Below are 21,181 nucleotides of genomic sequence, written 5' to 3'. Positions count from 1 at the left end.
GAACTCTCCTGAGTCGTTGTAGTTCTCGACTGCAAATCTGGTTCGGTCAGTCTTGGATCGTCCCTACCCAGACGAAGTCTCGGGCGCGAGTCAACGCCACCATGGTCTGCCGCGCGGCAAGTTCAGCCCTGTCACGGGCGCCACCGGTAAGTTCGTTGAGCGGGGTGTCCGGCTTGTCGGTGATATGGAAAACGGCAGCGAAGTCCATGCCCTTTGCTCGATGGACCGTGCCAACCTTAATGGCCTCGTGCTGAGTACCGTCGTATTTGTCGAGCGACAACACCGACAGGCCTGCACGTTCGAGCACATGCTGGTAGCGGACGGCATCTCGCCGACTACCAACGATCACGGCGGAATCGGATGCGGCGTACCCGAATTCGTTCAGCGCGCGGACGAGTTCGTCGCCAGCCTCGGCACGACGTATCGGCTTCTCGACAGCTTTGCCGCCGGGGAGAACAGTTTCACTGTCCCGTAGGACAAATCCGGGGCCACCATCGAGGTCATCGACGGTGTTAGCGGCCTCTACCCGCTGTGCAAACCGCAGGACGGCTTCTCGATTGCGGTAGTTCTTCCTCAACACCCGCCCACGGCCACCAGGCAGCGGGATACCAGCGTCGGATAGCTTCCAGCCGCCGGCGTACACCTGCTGCTGACCGTCACCAACCAGCAGCAACTGAGCGTCCTGCCCACCGCCGGCAATCTGGTGGACCAGCATCAGCTGCATCAGTGTGAAGTCCTGCACCTCGTCGACAACAACCATGGCGAAGTCCTCGGTGTCGTCCAGCGGACAAGCACGAAGCTCATCGATCGCTTTCCCGATTACGTCGTTGAAGTCATCCAATCTCCGTTCCTCGAGGCGCGCCTGGTACGGCTCGTAGAACAGCGTCCACACGTCCTCGCGACGCTTCGGCCCAAGCCCGACGCCCTCACGGCCAGAACGGCCGACCTTCTTATACATGTCGAGGTCCAGCAGACCGCGTCCCTTGATGACCCGATCGACCTCGTCCTTCCAGTACTGGTAGTCCGTTTCGCCGATCTCACGGAGCACGTGCCGGGCCGTGGACCATGCGCGAGCGAAGGCATCTTCGTGGGCGTCGTCGTCCGCGAGGGTGTATGGGACTTTTCGTCTCTTGAGAAACCGCGTGGTCCAAGCGTGTAGGCCGATGAACTCGGCTCGGTCGATGGCCTGCGGAGCAAGGCGGTGGAAGGCCGATTCATGGTACGTAGGAAGAGTTTTCACGAAGCTGGTGAACAGCACCCGACCAGGGTTCGCCTTGACGAATCGGGCCATCCGGTGAAGCGCCACCACCGTCTTCCCAGTGCCCGCCGGTCCACTGAAGCGGGCCGGGCCGGTGAAATTGACGTTCATCAAGCCGATTTGATCTGGGTCGAGGAAGGTCATCCATTCTTTGAACGGACGGCCGAGCATCGTGCCGCGCTTATCCTCCTGCAGTTCAGTGACACCGAAAAGTGATTCGGACGCAACGGGTTCCGCGACCGGCGCATCGTCGCTGCTGAGCCAGTCGTAGCGATCGTCGCGCCCCGCGAGGGTGACCGAGAACTCACGAATCCACTTGAGTGACAACGTGTTATCGCCACCGATTAGCGTCTTCCTCAAGGTGAACTCGTCCACTGAGACAAATGGGTCGTGCGCCTCGGTGGCCACCGCTCGCGGCATAAGCAGCAGGATCTCCAGCATGTGCGGCACATACTGAGTGCGTCCGAACACCAGGCCGGCAAACGCCTCTTCCGCATGCTTGCGGATGGCACGGAGGACCTGCCGTTCAGGCACCCGCTCGGTGAACACCAGCGCGTATACGCCCGTCGGGCCGATCGCGAAAGCCTTCGCTCGATCCTCCCTACCAGGCGCTCGGTCGATGAGCACATGCCATCGACTTTCCATCATCGGAATTGACAGAAACCGGCGCTGGCCAGCGGTCAGCGAAGAAATCTCGGCGAGACGGCGCTCCACCCAACCCCGACGCCGCTCACGGATGATGTCAGGCATGAGTCCCCCTGCGTCCTCGAATGACTTCCCCTCATCACGATAGCGCAGAGGGTACGCCCGATTGGCCGAATCACGTTCTGCAGCAGCAGAATTCTGGCTACGACGGAAGGCACTGCCGCAGGCCATCACCCGCGGAGCCCTACTCCGCACGCGGAACGACGATAAGGACGGTCGCAGACGAATCGGTCAAGCTGCCTCGACCTGCACGAATCCCTTTATCCCGCAGCGTTTCCCGTGTGCACTTTGCCGCCTGTACGTTGAGTCAGGACTGGGTCATGGGTGCAATTCTGGGCGTTGCTCCCGCTGCCCACGCTGTGCGGCTCAAGCACAGAACGCGTCGCGGTGCGTGCGTCACACCCGTACCACACACTGCCTGACTGAGACGGTCGCGTCGCCATCCAATGCGCCTACATGGACAACGATGTCAGCCGAGCGACTGACGTACGGTCGTTGTCTTGACGCTTGCTCGCCCTGGTTGATGGAATACGTTCGTAACTTGGCAGGGTCTGGATCAGCGCCAACTACGGGGAAGTCATCGGAGCGAGGAGCTTGCACGTGGCATCGATTCAAGAACCGTCTTACTGCGATACCCATCAATAGTCACGTCTCAATCCTCAGCGAGGGAATGACACCCGTCGAAATCCGCTGTCGGGCAGAAACTTCCGATTACGCCAGCCGGGGACGGTTGAGCGCCGAAATCCCCTGCTGCGATGCAACTCCCGGACAGAGTCGAGTCCACTCACTTCAGCCTAGGAAGCCAATGACGAGCACCACGTTGCGCAAGGGTGAGAATATCGCCCTCAACGAAGGACAGGTGTCCTTCTCCCTCGCATCGGATCAGACACCGATCGATGTCTCGGCGCTGCTACTCGGTCCCGAGAGGAAGGTGCGCGATGACAGTGACCTGGTGTTCTACAACAACCCGAGGCGACACGGAGTCGAAGTTGACGGTACAACAGTCAAGGTCGACTTCGCACGGCTCTCGCGACGTTGCCACGGTGGTGGTTGTCGCGAGCATCGATCCATTGAGGCCGGGGACAGTTTTCGGTCGTGCCCCACGGTTGGTCGTCACCCAAAACCCCGGACCGACAATCGAATACACAGCCCCGGACTTCACCAATCGAGAGACAGTCGTTGTCATCGCCGAGGCGTACCGCCGCAATGATGCTTGGAAGGTGCGAGCAGTCGGCCAAGGCTACGCTACTGGCCTGGGTGGCTTGGCAACTGACTACGGGGTCGATATCGACAGCGACGAGACGTCCGCCCCAGCAAATGTAGGTACATCACCGGGGTCGAGGACACCGACCCAACTCGCGAAGGTCACCGACATCGCGCCCGGCTTGCTGCCGGTAGCGACCGAAGCGAACCGGGCGCTCGCAGACGCGGGAATGGGAAGCCAACGCGCCGCAGTGTATTTGGTTCTCGACCACAGCTACGACATGCGGGAACTGTACGAGTCCTTTACCGTTCAAGCGTTTGCTGAGCGAATTCTTGCTTTGGCGGCGAACCTCGATGACGACGGCACCGTCCCTGTGGTCTTCTCGGGTCGCCACGAGCCGTTCGTCGAGGACCTCAGTCTGCGGAACTACCGGGGCAGGATCGGCCAATTGCACACCCAGGTTGACTGGGGCTGGTCACAAGTCGATGAAGCGATGCGTTGTGTGGTCAATCACTACCAGGAGTCGGGTGCAGCAGATCCCGCGTTGGTCATCGTCCAGGTAGGAGAGGAACCCGACGATAAAGGGGCGGTACGAACGCTGCTGCAGAACTCCGCGACGCTTGGAGTGTTCTGGATCTTTATCGGGTTCGGCCGCGGGAAGATGGCGTTCTACAAGAACCTCAACTCGTCAACCTCCGCCACCTTCCGCAATGTCGCGTTCTACAACACCGGAAAGAATCCCGGCGCAGTCCCCGGAGAACAGTTCTACGCGGAGCTGGTCCGTGGCTTCAGCACGTGGTCTCGAGCCCAGGGTTGACGCAGGCTGCCTCCACCGACCGCATCGCGCACGCCGTTGACGCGTGCGTGCACTGCACGCGAGGTGCCACGAACATGAAATCGCACACCCCCGGGGAAGGGTGCCCAACATTGCCGAGGCAGCCGCGAGCATCTGTGTGCCGCAGCCATCGAACCGGTAGATGTTTCAGCGTGACTCCTTTCGGAGAAATACCATTTCCCACCCTGAAGGCATCTCTATTTTTTCCGGGTAGTCAACAGTCGTCCACTCCTCGTCGACATTCAGTTCGGTGAAATCTGCGATGGTTTCGCCGCCGATTTCATGTATTGATTCGATGTCGCCGACTGAAGGCGTTCCATCGATTATGAAATGCAGATAGAGGGTGCCTTCATCAACTTTGAGGTAGATCGCACGAAAAGAGTCGCACACTTCCCCGAGCAGTGCACGATTCACGGCAACAATCACGCGGCCGTGTTCAATTTCTTCGTTCATCTCAACCTTTCTGATGGACTACGGGGCTGCGGGGATTATATGCTCGCCCGTGCTGGAGTAGATGATCATACCTTTTGTCGTCGGGACGTACTGCCCCGTGTTGCTATCGTAGTACTGTCCGACTACTTTGCCGAAATCTACTCGCTCTTTCGAGCCTGGCGTAGGGATATCGAACTTTGGCGTGGCCTGCTGTCCGGTACCGCAATATCTATCGAGCAGTCCTTGTGGATCAGGGTCCGTCCATATGCTCTTTCCTGGTATGTAGTTGTTGGTACCTGGAATATGTTTGTCCTGCTTTCCCTGATTCAATCTGGGCGCATAGGGCGATACTGTCGTGTCGAAGTCGGTTTCGACACGGTTCGTGCCGCGACGGTCTGTCCATGTTGTGACAACGGTTTGTTCGATGCGCACGGTCGAGCCTGAGCGCACACCCTCGATCCGTGCGGGATAGAGACCCGGCCCAGATTGTATGGCGTCGACATGCTGATACCGATCATCGACCCAAACATCATATCCGGTAGAAGTCGATATTGATCCCGGTGGACCAACTTCTTCGCGGCCGATTATTATTGCGCCAGTTTCCGAGCCGGGTTTGTCAGGAACAAACCGGACTTCGCCGTCGGAGAGTACGGGCGAAGATGGTGGCCTTTTGGGAACTACTTCGGCCCGTGTCGACGGGAACAATATTATCGTGTTTGCTACCGATGGCTGTGTCGGCCCATCAGGGGACGACGGTGCTTGCTGGACAGGACCGACGGGGCCGCTGACGAATTTCACACCCCCGTTTCTGCTCGGCGACCTAGTAGCTTGTGCGGCGAATGCCGTTGCCCCGACTACCGTCAACGCTAAAAGACGCGGATCCAAGTCGCCATTTCCCGAGCTCGACGATGATGCTGGAACCTTCACCTCGGGCGGTGGTACAGAGCTGATGACCGTTGGTGGCGCCACTGCGTTAGGAGGTATTGGCGCTTCGGCGGCCGCCGGGTTCGGAGTTTGCGGTGGTTCGGATCCCGAGCCTGGCGCGGGTATCTCGCCGCTCGGCCACGGAATCGCGGGTACGGGTTGCGTCATGGGGACCTGATTGCCCGGCAGCGCGGGTGTTTCCGCTCCGGGGACCGCGACGATCGGTGCGCCGTTGCCCTGCGGCATAGCCGGTGGAGTCAGCGCGCCCGCGCCGATCCCGCCACCAGCACCCGACTGAGACGGCAAGCCCGGTGTTTGCGAGGGCAGCGGCGGCGAGGTGGACGGGCCACCCGGCGGCACCGGGGGGACTGTCGGGGTGTCGATACACGGCCAGCCCGGGTGCATGGCCTGCCACTGCTCGCACGGCACGTAGTCCTGGGCTGCGGCCGGGGGCGTTGCGGACACAACAGTGATGGCCCAGATTCCGAGCCCGAGCGCGCCGGTGGCCACGGGCAGCGCGGCATAGCGCGCGAGTTGTGTCCTCATTGGCGCTTTTGTCGGTTGCCGACCTGCTCGCGCAGGGTGTCGATGGCCCACCAGGTTAGGCGACCAGCGATGGACATATAGAGAAAGAACGCCAGATAGACCAACACGGATCCGTAGTCGTCGGCCCAGCCGGGCATCCGGTCAAGGTTCGCGAACGCCACGATCAGCAACAGCAGTCCGAGCACAAGTGCCCCGACGGCCACCGCGGTGGGATTCATCGGCTGGACCGTGGGTTGCGCTCGGTGTGCTGCGGCTGACTCGGCGGAAGGAGTGGTGTCGGTCATCGTGCGCCTTTCTCGGCCTCGATCGTCCTGCGGCGACCGCCAAATCTATTGGGGTGCAATGTCAGAGCCAGATGGGGTCGCCGTAGGCGGTGGTGGTGTTGTCCGCGGTCGAAGTCGACATGGTGGCGGTGGCGAAGGAACGCAACGAGACCGGGCCCATGCAGGCGTCGACCTTGACCTCGACCTGGTCCATCGCGATGGACGCGCGGCCGGAAGCGAGTTGCTTGCGACCGAATTCGATGGTGGCGATGGAGCCGGGCTTGAGGGTGGTGCTCACGTTCGGGTTCACCGAAGCGTTCACGCCCAGGCTGACACTGGGCGGGTAGGAGATGTTGACCGACGCGTTGGGGCCCATCGAGAAGCCGAGACTTGTTGTCAGACCGCTGGATACGTCGATCTGGCAGCCGACCTGATAGCCGAAGCTGACCTGGCCCGAACTGACCGGCTTGTTCCCGGTACCGGCGATCTCGGCAATGGCCTTGAGCGAGACGAAACCCTCACGGGTGAACATGGTCGCGGCGAGATTCGGGTAGCGATCCAACGTCTCCGACGTCTTGGTCACCGTCAACGTCCACCCGTCATCGGTGCCGACCGTCCGAGACTTGTCGGCCACCGCATCCGCAGATGCCATCCCCGCGGTCGATAGCAATCCCACTGCTACCGATAAGATCGCGGTTGTTGCCATCAAGGTCTTGCGCCGATGCGCGACATTTTTCACTGGGCTGCATTCCTTGTCACGTTCACGATCCCCCTTGCGCAAGTGCGGAGGTTCCCCGCGTGAACAAGGAAAACCCATAAGCTAACTTTCAGCAACCATTCGCAGCGTTCTGACAGTCGCCGTTATCACCCGTTCACCATCTAGACACACGACCAACCCTGCAAGCGGTGGGTAGTCGAGCTCTCAACTACCGTTTTATGGTTTCGATCACGCTGCGCCCGTTACCTTCGATCACGAGCCGAGCTCGCCTCTATACGTGCCGCTTCGAAGTAGTCAGGGGCTCGGTCCGCTGTCGTCGGCGCCGGATACAGCCCTTCTGCTTCACCAAGGTCGGACCGCGCAGTGACGCGAGAGGCTAACGTCCCTGGCCGGGTTCAGCGACGGCCGCTTCGGTGTGCTCGTTCTATCTTCGCGTGCTGGGAGCACCATCGCGAGGCTCAGCAGTAAAGAGAGGCTCGCTTCATCCACATCCCCGAATTTGGCTACTCCCGCCTCTGAATTCGCGTCAGCGGACGGGCCGTCCAGTCCGTGGCCGTGCGGGTCGCCGTTCGAACCGCCGACGGCGAGTCCAGATCCAGCGGTGCTGAATATCCGGCCACCAGAGCATGATGGGTGGCTATGGAGCGTGGTGTCGACATGATCAAAGTGTGGTTCTTCCTGCCGCGTGATGAGTGGCACCAGTACGAACACGAAGGCATGTGGGCGAGGAGGATTGGGGAGGGCACGGCGGTCGTTCAGAACAGCCCGCTCCTAGCGGGCGGAGTGGCTGAGGGTGACGTTGTGCGATTCCGGACAGACTCCGACGGGCGTCATTGGGCAGTTGATCGCGTCAGTTCTTCTGGCAATTGCACGATCCGTGTCGTACCTGTCCCTACCGGGCCGCTCGGGCGGAGCCCTGAGGCGGTGCATCAACGACTGTCGGGGTTCAAGCTCGGAGGTGAGGTGTACAGCAAGGACTTCCCCATGGTGGCGTTCACGGTCCCTGCTGGCGCCGATTTCGCTGGGATCAAGGAGCTTTTGGCGCACGGGACGGAGTCGGGATGGTGGCACTACGAGGTCGGGTACGGAACCGATGAATGGTGGAACGCCTGACCGCTGGTTGCTGTACCGCGCTTGTGATGCCGCACGAAAATGTCAGTGGCCGGGCTGCACGAGAATGTCAGTGAATCCATCACTCTGCCGGCGGGGTATGTGATCGAATGCTGCGCGTTCCTGTCGATGTGCTCGCGCTGTTAGATTGCGAGCCAAGGGATTTGGAAGGCCGTGCCGGTGGTCGAAGTGAGCAAACGCGCGCTGCGGCTGGCTGCTGCCGAGGCCGCCGACAACCAGCCGCCGGTTATGCCGGAGGTGATGCCTGCGCCCTTGCATCGAACGTTCGTTGTTTCTATTCGTCTATCTGGTGTCGCTGGTTGGTGATGGGATCGATATCCCAGGCGGCCATGGTCATGCCTTGACCTGCCTGCCGGGTCTATGGTTCGACGGGTGCGGCACCCTCGGGCCAGACACGCACGGCACGAAAGTCATACCCGTCCTGTTCGGCAGGCTCCCACTCGAATTCCACCCGCTGACCGTTGTCGAGGTTTCGACGCTCGAACTTCAACGCGGCGAACGAGACCCAGCATCCACCTGGAACGCTCGGAGCATCAATGACACCCCACCCCTCCTCGAGACGCCACTCCCGGACGACGCCCTGGTCACTCATCGGCGTTGCCTAGGCCAGTGTGCGGACTTGGGATGGGTCTGCGATCGCCCAGATCATCGACGAGCCACGACCAGCATCACAACGAGCCAAGACAGGTTATGAACCCGCCGATCATGCGATCGGTCGGTCCCACGGCGGGCTGACGAGCAAAGTTCATCTGGCCGCCGCTGGGCACGCTCACGGCCTGGCTGTGCTGCTCACGCCCGGGCAGGCCGTTGCTGGCGCCGCTGCTCGACGCTGTCGCGGTGCCCGCCGCGACGGCGGCCGACCACGAAGGGCTCCTCGGCGTTCGCTGCGTGGTCACCGACACCGCATCCGTCGATGCGGCCTTCGCCGAACCCGCTGAACACCACGGCCACAAATGACCCATGATCAGTCGTTGCCTGTAAGGTCTGGCGCCTACGGTTCGTGACCAATGCCCGAGGCCCTGCCACCATTTCGTCCGGTTCGTGCCACCGGGGCGTCGGCTTGCCGCCAAGCTTGCCTCGGAAACGGGCTTCGATCCGGGCGAGTCCGAGTGACGCTCGGGGCGCGCGTAGTCGGTGACAGTCCACCCGTGCGGGTAGTAGTGCTGCGGTCGGGCTTGGCGGACAATGGCGGGAAGTCCGACTTGCGGTGGAGGGGAGTTGGTCATGGGCGAACGGTCGCCAATTCGGCGGGTATCAAAGAGGATTCGTCGGACATCAGAGGGCGGTCCGGCAGGACTCGGCGCAACCACGGGCACTGAGGGACGGCGCAGTGGTGCGGCGATAGCGGTAGCACCGCAGCGGTTGCCTGTGCTGGGGCATCTGGTGCCGCTACTGCGGGATCCCCTGGGATTCATGGCTTCTCTTCCTGCGTACGGCGATGTGGTGAGTATCGGACTCGGACCGGTGTCCGCTGTGGTGGTCTGCGATCTCGAACTGACTCGGCAAGTACTGCTTCACGACCGAATCTTCGACAAGGGCGGGGCACTGTACGACGGCGGCCGAGAACTGGTTGGCGACGGCTTGGCGACGTGTCCGCATGCCAAGCATCGTCGGCAACGACGCCTGCTGCAGCCCGCGTTTCATTCGAGACGTATCACTGCATACGCGCCGGTGATGGGGGAGAAGATAGCTGAAATGGTCGACTCTTGGCGTGACGGTCAGGCTGTCGACGTGAAAACCGACCTGCACACCTTCGCCGCCCGCGTGATCGCAGCGGCGCTGTTCGGGCAGGCGATCACCGAGGAAACCCAACAGCGGCTGCTGCATGACGTCGAGGTTGTCTTCGCGGGGAATATGCGTCAGGCCGTCCTGCCGGTGTGGCTGCGCCGGTGGCCGATCATCGGCAATCGAGCCTGCATCGAAGCGGCAGCCGAGGCGCGGGCCCTCCTCGGCGAGCTTGTGGCGGCTCGTCGCGCTGAGGGAGTCGATCACGGTGATCTGTTCTCCGCGTTGCTCTTTGCCCATGACAGCGCCGGAGGCGGGCAGTTGAGTGACGAGGAAATCGTCGATCAGGTGCTCACCTTCTTCTTCGCAGGCACCGACACCAGCGCCGCGACACTGGCGTGGGCGCTGATCCTGCTCGACCAGCATCCGGAGTTCGCTGCCCGATTACACGCAGAAGTCGACACCGCGCTCGCCGGCCGACCCGCAGGCCCCGAAGACTTGCCGAACCTTCAGTTCACCGCCCAAGTGCTCAACGAGGTCTTACGTTTACGTCCACCCGCGTGGCTGCAGACGCGGACGGTCACCGAGGACACCGAACTCGGCAGCTACTCACTCGCGGCCGGTACCACCGTCATCTACAGCTCGTATCTGATCCACCACCGCGCCGACCTCTACCCCGAGCCCGAGCGGTTCGACCCCGACCGGTTCGACCCTGACCTCCCCGCTCCACCGTCGCGTCATGCGATGCTGCCCTTTGCCACTGGAGCCCGAAAATGTATCGGTGACCAATTCGCCTTGACGGAGGCAACTTTGGCGTTGGCGACCATCGCTGGTCGATGGAGTCTGCAGATGCTTCCCGGTACCGACACCAGGCCGACCTTGGCTGTCGTGCCGCAACCTCGACAATTGCGGATGCAGGCCACCGCACGCGCACCACGTCCTGCCAGGTCCGAAGGCGCAACTCGAAGGGCTGAGACCTGAACGAAGCGGCACTGGGCAAACGCGGGTTAGGTTAAGCTCGACGGTCGAAGCTGCCGCTTGCTCTGCATGTTTCGTGATCGCCTACCATGACGACTGGGACTGGCCCAGGCGTTCACGACGCACGCCCAAGGGTCAAGGTGGCGCGAATCTGGTTGATGCGAAGGGGTTTCGGCATCGGCGCGACTCCGCCTGCGCCAGGCATCGGGCGAATCGTGAGTTGCGAGTATGTGAAACGGTTCTAGCAGGAACGGCACATTATCTTGCTGGGCCACAGGGCAAACGGGCGTGGTCGATCTGCGCGGCGAGGAGTTACGCGGCTTCAGCGCGGCGATCCCATAGGACAGAACGGGATTGGCCGATGTCGAAGTGCGACTCGGCGATCGTGCCGACGGTGAACCGGTCGGCGTTGTTGTACTGCCAGACGTAGCTGGACTCCGGGGTGACGACCTCGATGCCGAGCAGTTCATCCCGCCACCGGCCCAATCGCGCTCGATTTCGAAGAAGCTGCTCGACGATCGCCAGGGCGATGGTCGGCCTGTCGCGATAGGCGCCATCATTATTCGTCCTGGTTCTCGATCAGTGGAACGCAGGGGGACAGAAGGGTATCGTTCTGTGTTGTTGTATTGCCGCGGCACATGACAAATATTTGAAACTCGTTGTAGAGTTTCGGGTCTTCATCATTCCTTATCCAGAGGGTACCGAACGACCCTGGCGCTATGCCGCCGACTTCTTTGAAGCCGTCCAGTACGTTCCAGTGTGGGTGGTTTGTGTATCCAGCGAAATGAAGTTGGATTTTACCGTTGACGTACCGGAGGTCGACGAGACCGCTACCGGTATCGAAGACGTCGAGCCGAGCCTCCACGGCCTGGTATGTCGATTCGAGCTGGGCATGGTCGTCGTACTCGACGTCGTATTGAACGGTGAGCCATCCGTGGTATTCGAACACTCGTCCTCCTGGTCGCGGGTCAGAACGGAGTGGTGTCGATGACAAACTTCGATACTGTACCGTGCTGAGTATTCGTACAGCTTGGTGATCACGCCTGGCCCTGGTTCACCGTCGAAATGGTAGTACACCTTACGGCCAGTCGCTTGCGCTGCTTCAAAGGACTCCTTGCCCTGATTTCTGAATGCTGAACCGAGTTGCTGTCCGCCCGGTTTTGCTTGTCCGTCGAATTCGTCTCTGACGACGTCGAATTCTCGCCCGCTGGGGTCGTTGCCGAACTTCATTCGCGACTGGCCACCGATGCGTTCGGCCAGTTTGTCCGCGTATGAATTGTCGACTTTCTGGAGATCTCCCGAGTACTGCTGGCCCTTCGGCGGATCGTCAGGGGCGTTGGGTTGCTCGCCTGAGGGACGGTTCGGGGTGTCACCGCGGTTCGGGCCACCTTCTTGGGAACGGGATCCGCCCTTGTCGCCGCCTCCGCTGGCGGTGCTGGCGCTGCCGTTCATTGCCCTGCTCGCTGTCCCCGGCTCGACGGCCCGGCCGGCCCCAGCCGCATCGGAGCTGACGTGACCGTATTCCTTCCTCGCCCGAAGCAATTGACTCCCTATGCGGGCGAGAACTGCTCGGGCGCAACAGATTCACTGCCCGCCTCGACGTCCTGCCCGCCCGTGTCGAGGTCCTGCTGGTCGGCGGCGGCCCGAACTGCTCTGGGGCGACGTTGTCTACCCGATTCGGCGACGCGCCGTCTCATGCGGCCGAGCCTCCGCCCACCACAAATCTTCCGAAGACGGTGTGCGAAGGACCAGTGAGCAACGGCCAGGAGTGGATCAGCTACCTCTGGTGCTGTCGTTGAGGTAGGCGAGAACGGCGAGCACGCGTCGGTTGGCGGTGCCGTCCTCCTGGATGCCGAGTTTGTCGAACGTCGTGGTCGTGTACTTGCTTATCGCGCTTTCGCTGAGGAATAGGCGGCTCGCGATCGCGCTGTTGGAGAGCCCCTGGGCCATGAGCGCGAGGACGGATCGTTCCCGCTCGGTGAGCTGGGCGAGCTTTGTGGCGGCCGTCGGGCGGGCGAGCAGCTTCGTCACGACCGCGGGATCGAGCGCGGTGCCACCCGCGGCGACACGTTCGAGTGCGTCGATGAACTGTTCGGCATCGAACACGCTGTCCTTCAGGAGATATCCGACACCGCCTGCGTGGTCGGCGAGCAGTTCGCGGGCGTACAACTGCTCAACATGCTGGGACAGGATGAGCACCGGCAGGCCCGGGATCTGTTTGCGCGCGCTGAGCGCTGCGGTGAGGCCTTCATCGGTGTTCGTCGGTGGCATCCGGACATCGACGATCGCGATATCCGGGCGCTGGGTGAGCATGGCGTGCAGCGCTTCAGGGCCGGTCGCGGCCGTTGCCACGATCTCGTGACCGTACGCATCCAGCAGCCGGACGATGCCGTCGCGAAGTAGGTAGAGATCTTCGGCTACGACGATTCGCATGGCACCACCATTCTGGCCTGTGTCGGGCCGCCCGCCGGGCTGGTCAGGGTGAGAACTCCGTCGAATGCGGCAAGGCGCCTGCGGATGCCGTCGAGCCCACCGCCGGGAACGACTTCGGCGCCGCCGGGGCCATCATCGTCGACATCCACCTCGACGGCCCGGCCACGATCTCGGATGCGGACCTGTACGTGCCCGGAAGGCGCGTGTTTCGCCGCGTTGGCCAGCAGTTCGGCGACGGCGAAATAGACAGCGGCCTCGACCGGGACGTCCAGCCGTATCCGGTCGGGAGCCTCGACGCGGACGTCGACCGGACTGTCGAGGGCCAGCGCACGGATCGCCTCGACCACTCCCCGCTCGACGAGCACCGGCGGGTTGACGCCGCGCACGAGCTCGCGCAGCTCGGCCAGCGAGCTCGACGTGCCTTCCCGCGCTTCGCGCAGGAGTGCTCTGGCGCGCGCCGGGTCGTGATCCATCAGCTTCTCCGCGGTCGCGAGGGACAACCCCACCGCGACCAGGCGAGCCTGCGCACCGTCGTGCAGGTCACGCTCGATGCGGCGGATCTCGGCGGCCTGCGCCGTGGTCAAGTCCGCGCGCTGCAACTCCAACTCCCGCATGCGTTCTGCGGTAGCGGCGTGTTCGGACAGTCGTAGCCATCGGTGCGCGAGCGGGCCGACGATCCGCCAGGCATAGGGTGCGCTGGCGACGGCGACCGCCACGAGCAGAACTCCCACTATGACGGAGGCCGACGTCGGATGAGCGAACGCGATCACGGCACCGGCCAGCGCAGCCACCGGCACAGCGCACACCGGTCCCACGAGGACGGCTGCGATCACCACCCACCGCACGTCCCGCCGATACGCCGGATCGCCGATCCGTCGACGCCACTGCTGATCTGCCTCTGCGTCACGGCGGCTGCGCTCATAGGAGTGGCCGTTCCACCAGTACCCGGTCGACAACCGCACGGGCGCTGGCGCGGTCTCCGGCCGTCGGTAGCCGTCCTCGATCACGATGCCGCACCACCGGGCGACGAGCCGACGGAACAACGCGCCGAGCCGCCGCGCGAACACCAAGGCGAGCGGAACAAAGAACATCAGCACGCCCACCCACGACCACGGGTTGCGCCACGACCATGCAGAACCCAGCAACGCGGAGGCCACGGCCGGGGCGAGGGACAGCGCTGGGAGAATCACTGCCGCCGCTGCGAGCACCGCCGCCTTGGCGAACCCGCCGACTGCCGCCCCCAACCACGAACTCGACCGTCGCACGAGCCCCCTCCTTCCCAAGGATCGCCTGTGCGCCATCTTGCCTGCCCGAGGAGTCACGGCGGCTCAGGCCCCCGCCGGCAAAGCGGTCTGCATGACGCGTCGGGTGCGGACGGCAATCGCGATCAGCGGCACTGCCGACACCGCCTGCATCCCCGCGTACCACACCGGGCAGACACCCGGAATCAAGTCAACCACGACGATCGCGATCGGCACGATCGTCGTCACGATGCGCAAGCGCTCCAAGCTCTTCCACTCTCCCCGCGACGCATGTACAGCCAGCCGGTAGAACAGCGGAGCAGCGAGAAGCAGAAGACCGGCTCGAACCCACATGAACGTATTCACCAGGCCATGAGCCACTGCGATCGCGGCCACCGTCGCCAAGACCACGGCACTGATCACACCGAAGATCACGATGCACGCCTTCACCATGCCGAAGACGTGTTGGGCACCAGTATCGTTCGGCGACACCGCCACCGCAGAGTCACTGTTGCGCAGTTTCTTCGGGTCTCTCGAGTTCGTCATGCCAACGACGCTACGAAGACCAACAGCGATGCAACACAGGTCTAGACCCACAAGCTGGTGGGGCTAGACCCACCAGCCCCAGCTCTCCGAGTTGTTGGACACTAAGCGTTTTCGACACGCTTCTTGGACAGTGCGTCGGCGTGGTTGTCCTGTCGATTCGGTCCGGCCGGGCCGGTGTCCAACAAACGATCGATTCCCGGAGGCACTGTCTCGGCATGGATTGCGCCGGGTATCGGGTCTGGCCCGGCGCGAGGAAGCATCCGTGCGCCGGGCTCCGCGGAAAGGACTACACCCAGGGCGCCACCGGATACCACGGGATGATGTCGCGCATGGCGAGCAGGCGCACGTCCCAGTAGAGGAAGGTGAAGACGCCGACGGTGAGTAGGGCGGTGGCACTGAGGATGCTGACGCGGCGTGGGTCGGCTTGGAACCAGCGTTGCAGGCGTCCGCCGACGAGGACGGTCAGGATGAGGAGGACGGCGAGGATGGCGATGTTGCCGAGGGACTGCAGGACGAAGGCGCTCGCGGCGTAGAGGATGTTGCCTTCTTCGGCGGCATCGCGAAACAGCTTGCGGAACAAGGGGAACGGGCGTCCGATGAGGAAGGCGCCGATCAGGCCGCCGAAGACGACCAATGGTGCGTTCGGGAAGCGGGCGGCAATGCGGGCGAACGGGTCGCGCACCAGACCGAGGACGGCCAGCCCGAGATAGGTCATGATCACCCCGATTACGCCGAACACCACCATGGACTGGACCAGCCGCGGCGACAGCTCGCCGGGCCGGCTCGGCGCGGTGTCGAATTGCGGCATGTCGGTCCCGAAGATGCCGACCACGACACCGTAGGCGGCGGACACGACCACCATGCCGACGGCCAGCCACAGCAGCGGTCGCAGCACCGCCTGCGCGCGGTTCCACCAGCCGCCCGCGCTGCCCGCCAGCGGCGCCACGGCGCCGAAGACGGCGATATTGCACGCGGTGAACGTGCCGGCCAGCCCGGAGACGAACGCGAACACGATACCGGCGCCGATGCTGGTGATCGCGGCTTCCTTGGCGTCGTGGCCGAGTAGCCCGTCGGCCACCGTGCCACCGATCGTGGTGTCCACGAACGGCGCCGACCACGCCACGGTCAGCAGGAACCCGGCGAGCACGCCGAGCAGTAGGACCAGGCCGCGCCGCCGTGGCGGATAGCCATTGACGAAAACACTCGTTGCCGCGGAACGGCCGGATGTGGGGGAATCTATTGCGGTGGACGGGGATTCGAGCTGTGCCATGGGGCTCTCCTGTTAGCCACTCGTCGGCAGTGAAATGCCGACGTTCCCCATTGTCGGATATCCTGGGTGCCAATTCTGCTGAATGGCAAGATGATCATCCACCGCGCCGGGCCGCGCGTCGTAAGCCACAGTTATTCCAGCGCAGCGACTTTCGTCCGCGCGGCACGGACACGATTCGCCGACTCTCCTGCAGCGACGGTACGGCGGTTTGAAAACCGTCTACCGGAGACCTCGTCCAAACACCAACGCCGCCAACAACCTTCATCGAGCACTTCGAGAAGGGCCGTAGCCGAAGTAGGCGGGGCGGGAGCATCGAGCTGTACAGCCTCAGCTTTCGCAGCTCAGGGATTCGTTTTCGCCGATGCAGGTGTCGAAGTTGTTTCCGCCGATGACCGTGTCGAAGCCGCCGGCGCCGTCGAGGATGTCGTTGCCGTTGCCGCCGCGCAGGGTGTCGTCGCCGGCTCCGCCGGTGATGTTGTCGGCTCCGACGTTGCCGCTGATCTCACCGGGCCGGTTGGTGACGTTGAGGAAAGTGTCGTTTCCGAGACCGAGTTCGGCGTGAATGGTGGTGGCCCCGCGGCAGCGGACCTTGAAGTCGTTGATCCGCTCGCAACCGGAGTCGCTGCCGATGAAGATGGTGGCCGCTCTACTGGTGACGGTGAGCCCGTCGGACTCGGCACCGATTTCGATGTCGTCGGCGAAATCGCTTCCGGACATGCGTAATTCGGTTCCGTTCAAGCGCACACCGACGGTAGTGGCGGCGTGTGCAGGTGCGGCCAGGGTGACGGCGGCGGCCGTGCCTAGCGCGGCCAGGAGCGTGCGTGCGGCAATGTGATGTCGGCTCATCGAGATCCCTTCCGATGGGTGGAAGTCGTGGTGACAGTGCTACCGATGCGAAGAGTGCGTAGCTACCCGCAAGTTGAGTGATGACGGGAATGCTGAGTTATATCCGGGTACGGGCGCTGCGTTATCGAAGGGCGGGATCTGAACCGTCGGCGCCCTGGTGTCCAGGCTGCCGATGGTTTGACGAGTTCGCGAATTTCGTTGCGGTTCGTCCCGATCCGAGACGGCCCGCCGGCTGCTCGCGATACCTCCGGTCCACCGGACGGTCCGTCCCTCGATCGCCGGCACGTGGGGCACAACGAGTCGGCCCTTGGGGCGCGGGCGGCGGGGCCATATCGCTCCCGCCGCCTCATCCGTCGTTGACTCGACGATCTGAGCTGTTCGTGATCGGGTGCAGGACAACCGAATCCAGCCGGCCGGCGTGGATGCGTGCGGTCAGATAGGTGTGCTGTGGTTGTCTGCGCCGGTCCGTCGGTGAGCCGGGGTTGAGCAGCCGGCATCCGGTCGCGGTGACGCTGTCCCACGGAATGTGGCTGTGTCCGAACACCAATAGGTCGGTGTCCGGGAAGTTCCGGGCGCAGCGCTGCTCGCGCCCCTTCGCCGGCCCGGTCTCGTGCACGACTGCCAGCCGCACCCCGGCCAGCTCGGCGCGGGCGATCAGGGGCAACCGGGCCTGCAGCTGTGCGCCGTCGTTGTTGCCGTATACGCCGATCAGGCGTCGGCAGCGCGCCTCGAGTCGATCCAGCAACGCGACCTCGGTCCAGTCGCCCGCGTGCACGACCACGTCGGCTGCGGCCACCTCACGCCAGATGACGTCCGGCAGATCGCGTGCGCGCTTGGGGACGTGCGTGTCGGAGATGATGAGCAGCCGCATGGTGTCCGGTGTATCACTCGGAAACGTTCCGGACGGGTTATCCGGTCCACACCGAGCCGGCGCAGGCTCATCTCGCAGGGCGGACCGGGTGGGCGACCGGCACTATTCGAGGGCCGGGGCTGCACCTTTGCGGGGATGAGCAGTTCCGCCTGGGTGCGGCGTGCTGGCGAGCACGGCGATGGTGAGGGGCTCTGCGAGACGGCGGCGGGCGCGACGACGGTGTGCGCCGACTCGGCCCACGCCGGCGGGCCAGTGGAGCTTCGACAGCTTCGCGTGCATGCCGCCTCAGGACAGTGCGGCTTCGGGGGCGAACGCGGGCAGCTTCTCTAGACTGCTGCGCACCGCTTCGGCGCCGTAGGCGAACATCTGCCGCTCGTAGTCGTCGACGGCGCCGAGCAGATCCCGGCGGCCTTCCTCTGCCTCGATCAGGCAGCGGCGCAGCAGATCGGCATCGCGCAGCGCGGTGTTCGCGCCGTTGCCGCCGGTCGGGGAGGTGGCGTGGATCGCGTCGCCGAGCAGCGTGACGGGGCCGACCGCCCAGCGCGCACCAGGCTTGATGACCCGGATGGACAGCAGAGTGGTGTTGTCGGGGTCGGCCTGTTCGATCAGTGCGCGCAGTTCCGGGTGCCAACCGGGCATCCTGGACAGCACGGCGTCCTGTGCGGTGGCGTCTGCCGGCGAGTCGTTCGGCGGCAGGATCATGGCCCAGCGCACGTAGTCGCCGATGTCGGGCAGCGTGACTTCGGGAGCCAGTTGTTCGGCGGCCTGCTGCGGCGGGGTGCGGAAGCGCATCGCGCCGAGCAGCAGGCTGACGCCGTCGCCGCTGATCTTCGAGCCGTAAGCCTTGGACAGACCGGCGAATTCGTCGGTCAGCGAGGTGCGGCCGATGACGAACCGGACGCCGGTATCGGTCGGGGCGGTCTGCGGCGACAACACCCGGCGGACCGCGGAGGTGACGCCGTCCGCGCCGACGAGCAGATCGGCGGCGGCCGGGTCGCGGTGCGCGAACCGGGCTCGGACCGTGCTGTCGGCCAGGACGTCGTAGCCGGTCAGCGCGGCATCGGTGTGCACGGTGAGACCGGTCAGCAACAGGTGTCGCAGCACCTGCCGGTCGACGACGATGCCGGTCCGGCCCGCGCCGAGCCTGCCGATCTCGTTCAGCTGCGGGTCCAGGATCAGCTGCTCGGCGGCGGCGGGCATGACGATCTCGTCCAGCAGCGGGTGCCAGCGGGTCGGCAGGCAGTCGCGCACGGACCGGAAACCGATCTCGTTCAGCACGAGCCGGTAGCCCTGGAAGCGTGCGGCGATGCCCGGATCGCGCTCGAACACTTCGGCCTCTAGCCCGGCGCCGCGCAGACCCTGGGCGAGAGCCAGACCTCCCAGACCGGCTCCGGCGATGGAAACGCGCATCACTCACCTCCACGAACAAACCACACGAAACGAACTTAGTTCGTTATGACGATCTAAGAACTACTCGGCGAACTTAGTTCGTGTCAAGCTATAGTGAGCGACATGCCAGCCGATCCCCGTCGACTCCGTGCCGCTCGACACGCTCAACCCGCCGCGGAGGCGGTCGCGTCGGCGCGCCGCAAGACGCCGATTACGGCCGAACGGATCACCGAGGCCGCCTTGACGGTCGTCGCCACCGAGGGCTACGACGCCCTGACCATCCGGCGGGTCGCCGCGGTGCTGGGCACCGGTCCGTCGTCGCTGTATGCCCACATCGTCAACAAGGACGACATCGACGATCTGCTGATCGGCCGGCTCTACGCCGAAGTCGTGCTCCCCGAACCGGATCCGGTCGAATGGCGTGCGCAGCTGCTCTCGGTCTACGCCCAGATCCGCGACCTCTACCTGAGATACCCCGGCATCTCCCGTGCCGCGCTGGCCACGGTCTCGACCAATCTGGAGACGCTGCGGGTCGGCGAGGGCATCCTGGCGATCCTGCTCACCGGCGGCGTCGAACCGCGGACGGCCGCCTGGGCGCGCGACGCGCTGTCCCTCTACGTCAGCGCCTATGCCCTCGAGCAGTCGCTGGTCCAGCAGCGGCGCCGCCACCAGGATCAGGAATGGGTGCTCAGCCGCGACGAACTGCTGGACCGTTTCACCGCACTGCCCGCCGAGAAATTTCCGCTGACCCGACGCCATGCCGCCGACCTGATCTCCGGCACCGGACACGAACGCTTCGAGTTCGCTGTCGGCCGGCTTGTGAACAATCTGGAGTCCGCAGGCGGCTGAGCACGCGGCGAGACTCCGGAACTCAGGAGTCGCCGCTCACCGACCGATGCTGACGTGGCCGATGGGCCTGCGTTCCGAAGCGACCCACGGTCTCGACCTGATCAGTCGACGCGTTACTGGTTGAAGAACGTCTTCAGTACACGGGCCATGAGTTCGGGGGCGACGACGTGTCCCTGCCCGTCGAGCGTGTGTCGTTCGGTCTGGGGGGTGGCAGCGGCTATCGCTTTCGCGGCGCGGTCGAAGAAGTCGGTCGGGAGGCCCGCCATCTGGGGCTCGGTGATCGGACCCTCGGTGGTTACCAGGACCGACTGAGTGATGCGGGCAAGTCGGTTCGTGGGGATCTCGTAGTCATTGAGGATCACGGCGTCTTTGACGAGCGTGTGGGCGAGCGCGACGGACGAGGCCCAGTAGGGGTGTTGTTTGCCGGCCGCGATGTCCGCGTCGGGTCCGCCGGTAAGCCGCACGAACAGTTCCAGCATCTCCTCGTCCCGCCCGGCTTTGTCTGCCTCGTGGGTGTCCGCGAGGTACTGGTCGAACCTCGGCCGCAGGTCGTCCCCGATCACGTACGGCACATCCCACACCGCGATCTTGTCGATCGCCGAACCTGCCGCTGCTGCCTCCAGCGCGAGGGCGCCGCCAGATGAGGCGCCGTACACGTGCGCTGAGCCGCCGGCTGTCGCAATCAGCGCGTCGAGGTCTTCCACCTCCCGCGCCAAGGCGTACGGCGGTGTATTGCCGCTGGCGCCCCGGCCGCGTCGTGCGTAATTGAAAACCGTGAAATGGTTGGCAAGGAGCCGGGCCAGCGGCGCGTTCTCAGCGCCGTCGTCTAGGGTGCCGCCGACGAGGATCACCGCCGGGCCAGTGCCTTTCCGGTCGTAGGCGATCCTCGTACCGTCGGCGGACGTCACACGGAGTGTCATCTCGTTCACTGCTTCTCTCCATTTCTCGATGCGTGGTCGTCACCGTCGGAGCATGTCGACCAAGGACCACCCGGGGCCCGCCGCCGTGCCGTGTGTA

Annotated in this window: 22 protein-coding genes and 2 pseudogenes; 7 read left to right on the top strand and 17 right to left on the bottom strand. The window is 64.0% G+C overall.

Going from position 1 to position 21,181, the window contains the following annotated elements; all coding sequences use genetic code 11:
• Positions 1 to 46: 46 nt before the first annotated feature.
• Positions 47 to 2,008 carry a UvrD-helicase domain-containing protein gene (locus NVU01S_RS38150; protein WP_167829430.1) on the bottom strand — a complete coding sequence of 654 codons (1,962 nt, stop codon included), beginning with the start codon at positions 2,006 to 2,008 and terminating at the stop codon, positions 47 to 49.
• Positions 2,009 to 2,429: 421 nt separating this feature from the next.
• Between NVU01S_RS38150 and NVU01S_RS45545 the strand changes: the two are divergent.
• Positions 2,430 to 2,894, top strand: a pseudogene (locus NVU01S_RS45545) (hypothetical protein); the annotation flags it as partial.
• A 58-nt stretch (positions 2,895 to 2,952) separates the two neighbouring features.
• Positions 2,953 to 3,984, top strand: coding sequence for a VWA domain-containing protein (locus tag NVU01S_RS45325; RefSeq protein WP_280140869.1), 1,032 nt, complete (start codon positions 2,953 to 2,955; stop codon positions 3,982 to 3,984).
• Between the two features lie 165 nt (positions 3,985 to 4,149).
• On the opposite strand, the gene NVU01S_RS43845 is transcribed toward NVU01S_RS45325, so the two are convergent.
• The 4 genes from NVU01S_RS43845 to NVU01S_RS38135 form a co-directional block, all read right to left on the bottom strand.
• Positions 4,150 to 4,455, bottom strand: a complete 306-nt coding sequence (locus NVU01S_RS43845; RefSeq protein WP_156161820.1) for a MafI2 family immunity protein — start codon at positions 4,453 to 4,455, stop codon at positions 4,150 to 4,152.
• Between the two features lie 18 nt (positions 4,456 to 4,473).
• Positions 4,474 to 5,526: a polymorphic toxin type 50 domain-containing protein gene (locus NVU01S_RS45540; protein WP_373864244.1), complete on the bottom strand. Its 1,053-nt coding sequence runs from the start codon at positions 5,524 to 5,526 to the stop codon at positions 4,474 to 4,476.
• A 374-nt stretch (positions 5,527 to 5,900) separates the two neighbouring features.
• On the bottom strand, positions 5,901 to 6,188 hold the full coding sequence (locus NVU01S_RS38140) for a hypothetical protein (RefSeq protein WP_052281096.1): 288 nt from the start codon (positions 6,186 to 6,188) through the stop codon (positions 5,901 to 5,903).
• Positions 6,189 to 6,249: 61 nt separating this feature from the next.
• Positions 6,250 to 6,819, bottom strand: a complete 570-nt coding sequence (locus NVU01S_RS38135) for an MspA family porin (protein ID WP_244467428.1) — start codon at positions 6,817 to 6,819, stop codon at positions 6,250 to 6,252.
• 705 nt (positions 6,820 to 7,524) lie between these two features.
• Here NVU01S_RS38135 and NVU01S_RS38130 point away from each other — a divergent pair.
• The 4 genes from NVU01S_RS38130 (at position 7,525) to NVU01S_RS38125 (ending at position 10,722) form a co-directional block, all read left to right on the top strand.
• Positions 7,525 to 7,998 (top strand): DUF4265 domain-containing protein, encoded by a 474-nt coding sequence (locus tag NVU01S_RS38130; RefSeq protein ID WP_043677844.1) that lies wholly within the window; start codon positions 7,525 to 7,527, stop codon positions 7,996 to 7,998.
• A gap of 171 nt (positions 7,999 to 8,169) precedes the next feature.
• Positions 8,170 to 8,322: a hypothetical protein gene (locus NVU01S_RS43835; RefSeq protein WP_156161818.1), complete on the top strand. Its 153-nt coding sequence runs from the start codon at positions 8,170 to 8,172 to the stop codon at positions 8,320 to 8,322.
• A gap of 501 nt (positions 8,323 to 8,823) precedes the next feature.
• Positions 8,824 to 8,973: a hypothetical protein gene (locus tag NVU01S_RS45535; protein ID WP_373864242.1), complete on the top strand. Its 150-nt coding sequence runs from the start codon at positions 8,824 to 8,826 to the stop codon at positions 8,971 to 8,973.
• Positions 8,974 to 9,378: 405 nt separating this feature from the next.
• On the top strand, positions 9,379 to 10,722 hold the full coding sequence (locus NVU01S_RS38125) for a cytochrome P450 (protein WP_280140868.1): 1,344 nt from the start codon (positions 9,379 to 9,381) through the stop codon (positions 10,720 to 10,722).
• A 309-nt stretch (positions 10,723 to 11,031) separates the two neighbouring features.
• Here NVU01S_RS38125 and NVU01S_RS43825 read toward each other — a convergent pair whose 3' ends face one another.
• From NVU01S_RS43825 to NVU01S_RS38085, 11 genes and pseudogenes are all read right to left on the bottom strand, one after another.
• Positions 11,032 to 11,205: a hypothetical protein gene (locus NVU01S_RS43825; RefSeq protein ID WP_156161817.1), complete on the bottom strand. Its 174-nt coding sequence runs from the start codon at positions 11,203 to 11,205 to the stop codon at positions 11,032 to 11,034.
• 73 nt (positions 11,206 to 11,278) lie between these two features.
• Positions 11,279 to 11,668, bottom strand: coding sequence for an immunity 7 family protein (locus tag NVU01S_RS45125; protein ID WP_043677841.1), 390 nt, complete (start codon positions 11,666 to 11,668; stop codon positions 11,279 to 11,281).
• Between the two features lie 89 nt (positions 11,669 to 11,757).
• Positions 11,758 to 12,171, bottom strand: a pseudogene (locus tag NVU01S_RS45530) (restriction endonuclease fold toxin); the annotation flags it as partial.
• Positions 12,172 to 12,269: 98 nt separating this feature from the next.
• On the bottom strand, positions 12,270 to 12,416 hold the full coding sequence (locus NVU01S_RS44405; RefSeq protein ID WP_169815270.1) for a hypothetical protein: 147 nt from the start codon (positions 12,414 to 12,416) through the stop codon (positions 12,270 to 12,272).
• A gap of 76 nt (positions 12,417 to 12,492) precedes the next feature.
• A complete protein-coding gene (locus NVU01S_RS38115; RefSeq protein WP_043677839.1) occupies positions 12,493 to 13,152 on the bottom strand; it encodes a response regulator transcription factor in 660 nt (219 codons plus the stop codon).
• Positions 13,137 to 14,417, bottom strand: a complete 1,281-nt coding sequence (locus NVU01S_RS38110; protein WP_052281095.1) for a sensor histidine kinase — start codon at positions 14,415 to 14,417, stop codon at positions 13,137 to 13,139. Before NVU01S_RS38110 ends, NVU01S_RS38115 begins: the two co-directional genes overlap by 16 nt.
• 63 nt (positions 14,418 to 14,480) lie before the next feature.
• On the bottom strand, positions 14,481 to 14,939 hold the full coding sequence (locus NVU01S_RS38105) for a hypothetical protein (protein WP_052281094.1): 459 nt from the start codon (positions 14,937 to 14,939) through the stop codon (positions 14,481 to 14,483).
• Between the two features lie 286 nt (positions 14,940 to 15,225).
• Positions 15,226 to 16,209, bottom strand: a complete 984-nt coding sequence (locus tag NVU01S_RS38100; RefSeq protein ID WP_043677833.1) for a hypothetical protein — start codon at positions 16,207 to 16,209, stop codon at positions 15,226 to 15,228.
• A 327-nt stretch (positions 16,210 to 16,536) separates the two neighbouring features.
• On the bottom strand, positions 16,537 to 17,055 hold the full coding sequence (locus NVU01S_RS38095; protein WP_043677831.1) for a calcium-binding protein: 519 nt from the start codon (positions 17,053 to 17,055) through the stop codon (positions 16,537 to 16,539).
• Positions 17,056 to 17,401: 346 nt separating this feature from the next.
• A complete protein-coding gene (locus tag NVU01S_RS38090) occupies positions 17,402 to 17,926 on the bottom strand; it encodes a metallophosphoesterase family protein (protein ID WP_043677828.1) in 525 nt (174 codons plus the stop codon).
• 285 nt (positions 17,927 to 18,211) lie between these two features.
• Positions 18,212 to 19,336, bottom strand: a complete 1,125-nt coding sequence (locus tag NVU01S_RS38085) for an FAD-dependent oxidoreductase (RefSeq protein WP_043677826.1) — start codon at positions 19,334 to 19,336, stop codon at positions 18,212 to 18,214.
• 102 nt (positions 19,337 to 19,438) lie between these two features.
• Between NVU01S_RS38085 and NVU01S_RS38080 the strand changes: the two genes are divergently transcribed.
• A complete protein-coding gene (locus NVU01S_RS38080; protein ID WP_043677824.1) occupies positions 19,439 to 20,164 on the top strand; it encodes a TetR/AcrR family transcriptional regulator in 726 nt (241 codons plus the stop codon).
• 113 nt (positions 20,165 to 20,277) lie between these two features.
• Here NVU01S_RS38080 and NVU01S_RS38075 read toward each other — a convergent pair whose 3' ends face one another.
• Entirely contained in the window at positions 20,278 to 21,084 is an 807-nt protein-coding gene (locus NVU01S_RS38075; protein ID WP_043677899.1) for an alpha/beta fold hydrolase, read from the bottom strand.
• Positions 21,085 to 21,181: the final 97 nt, after the last annotated feature.

The sequence above is a fragment of the Nocardia vulneris genome (genome assembly GCF_001613425.1).
In the GTDB taxonomy this organism is placed as follows: domain Bacteria; phylum Actinomycetota; class Actinomycetes; order Mycobacteriales; family Mycobacteriaceae; genus Nocardia; species Nocardia vulneris.
This window is presented reverse-complemented; position numbering and strand designations above follow the sequence as displayed.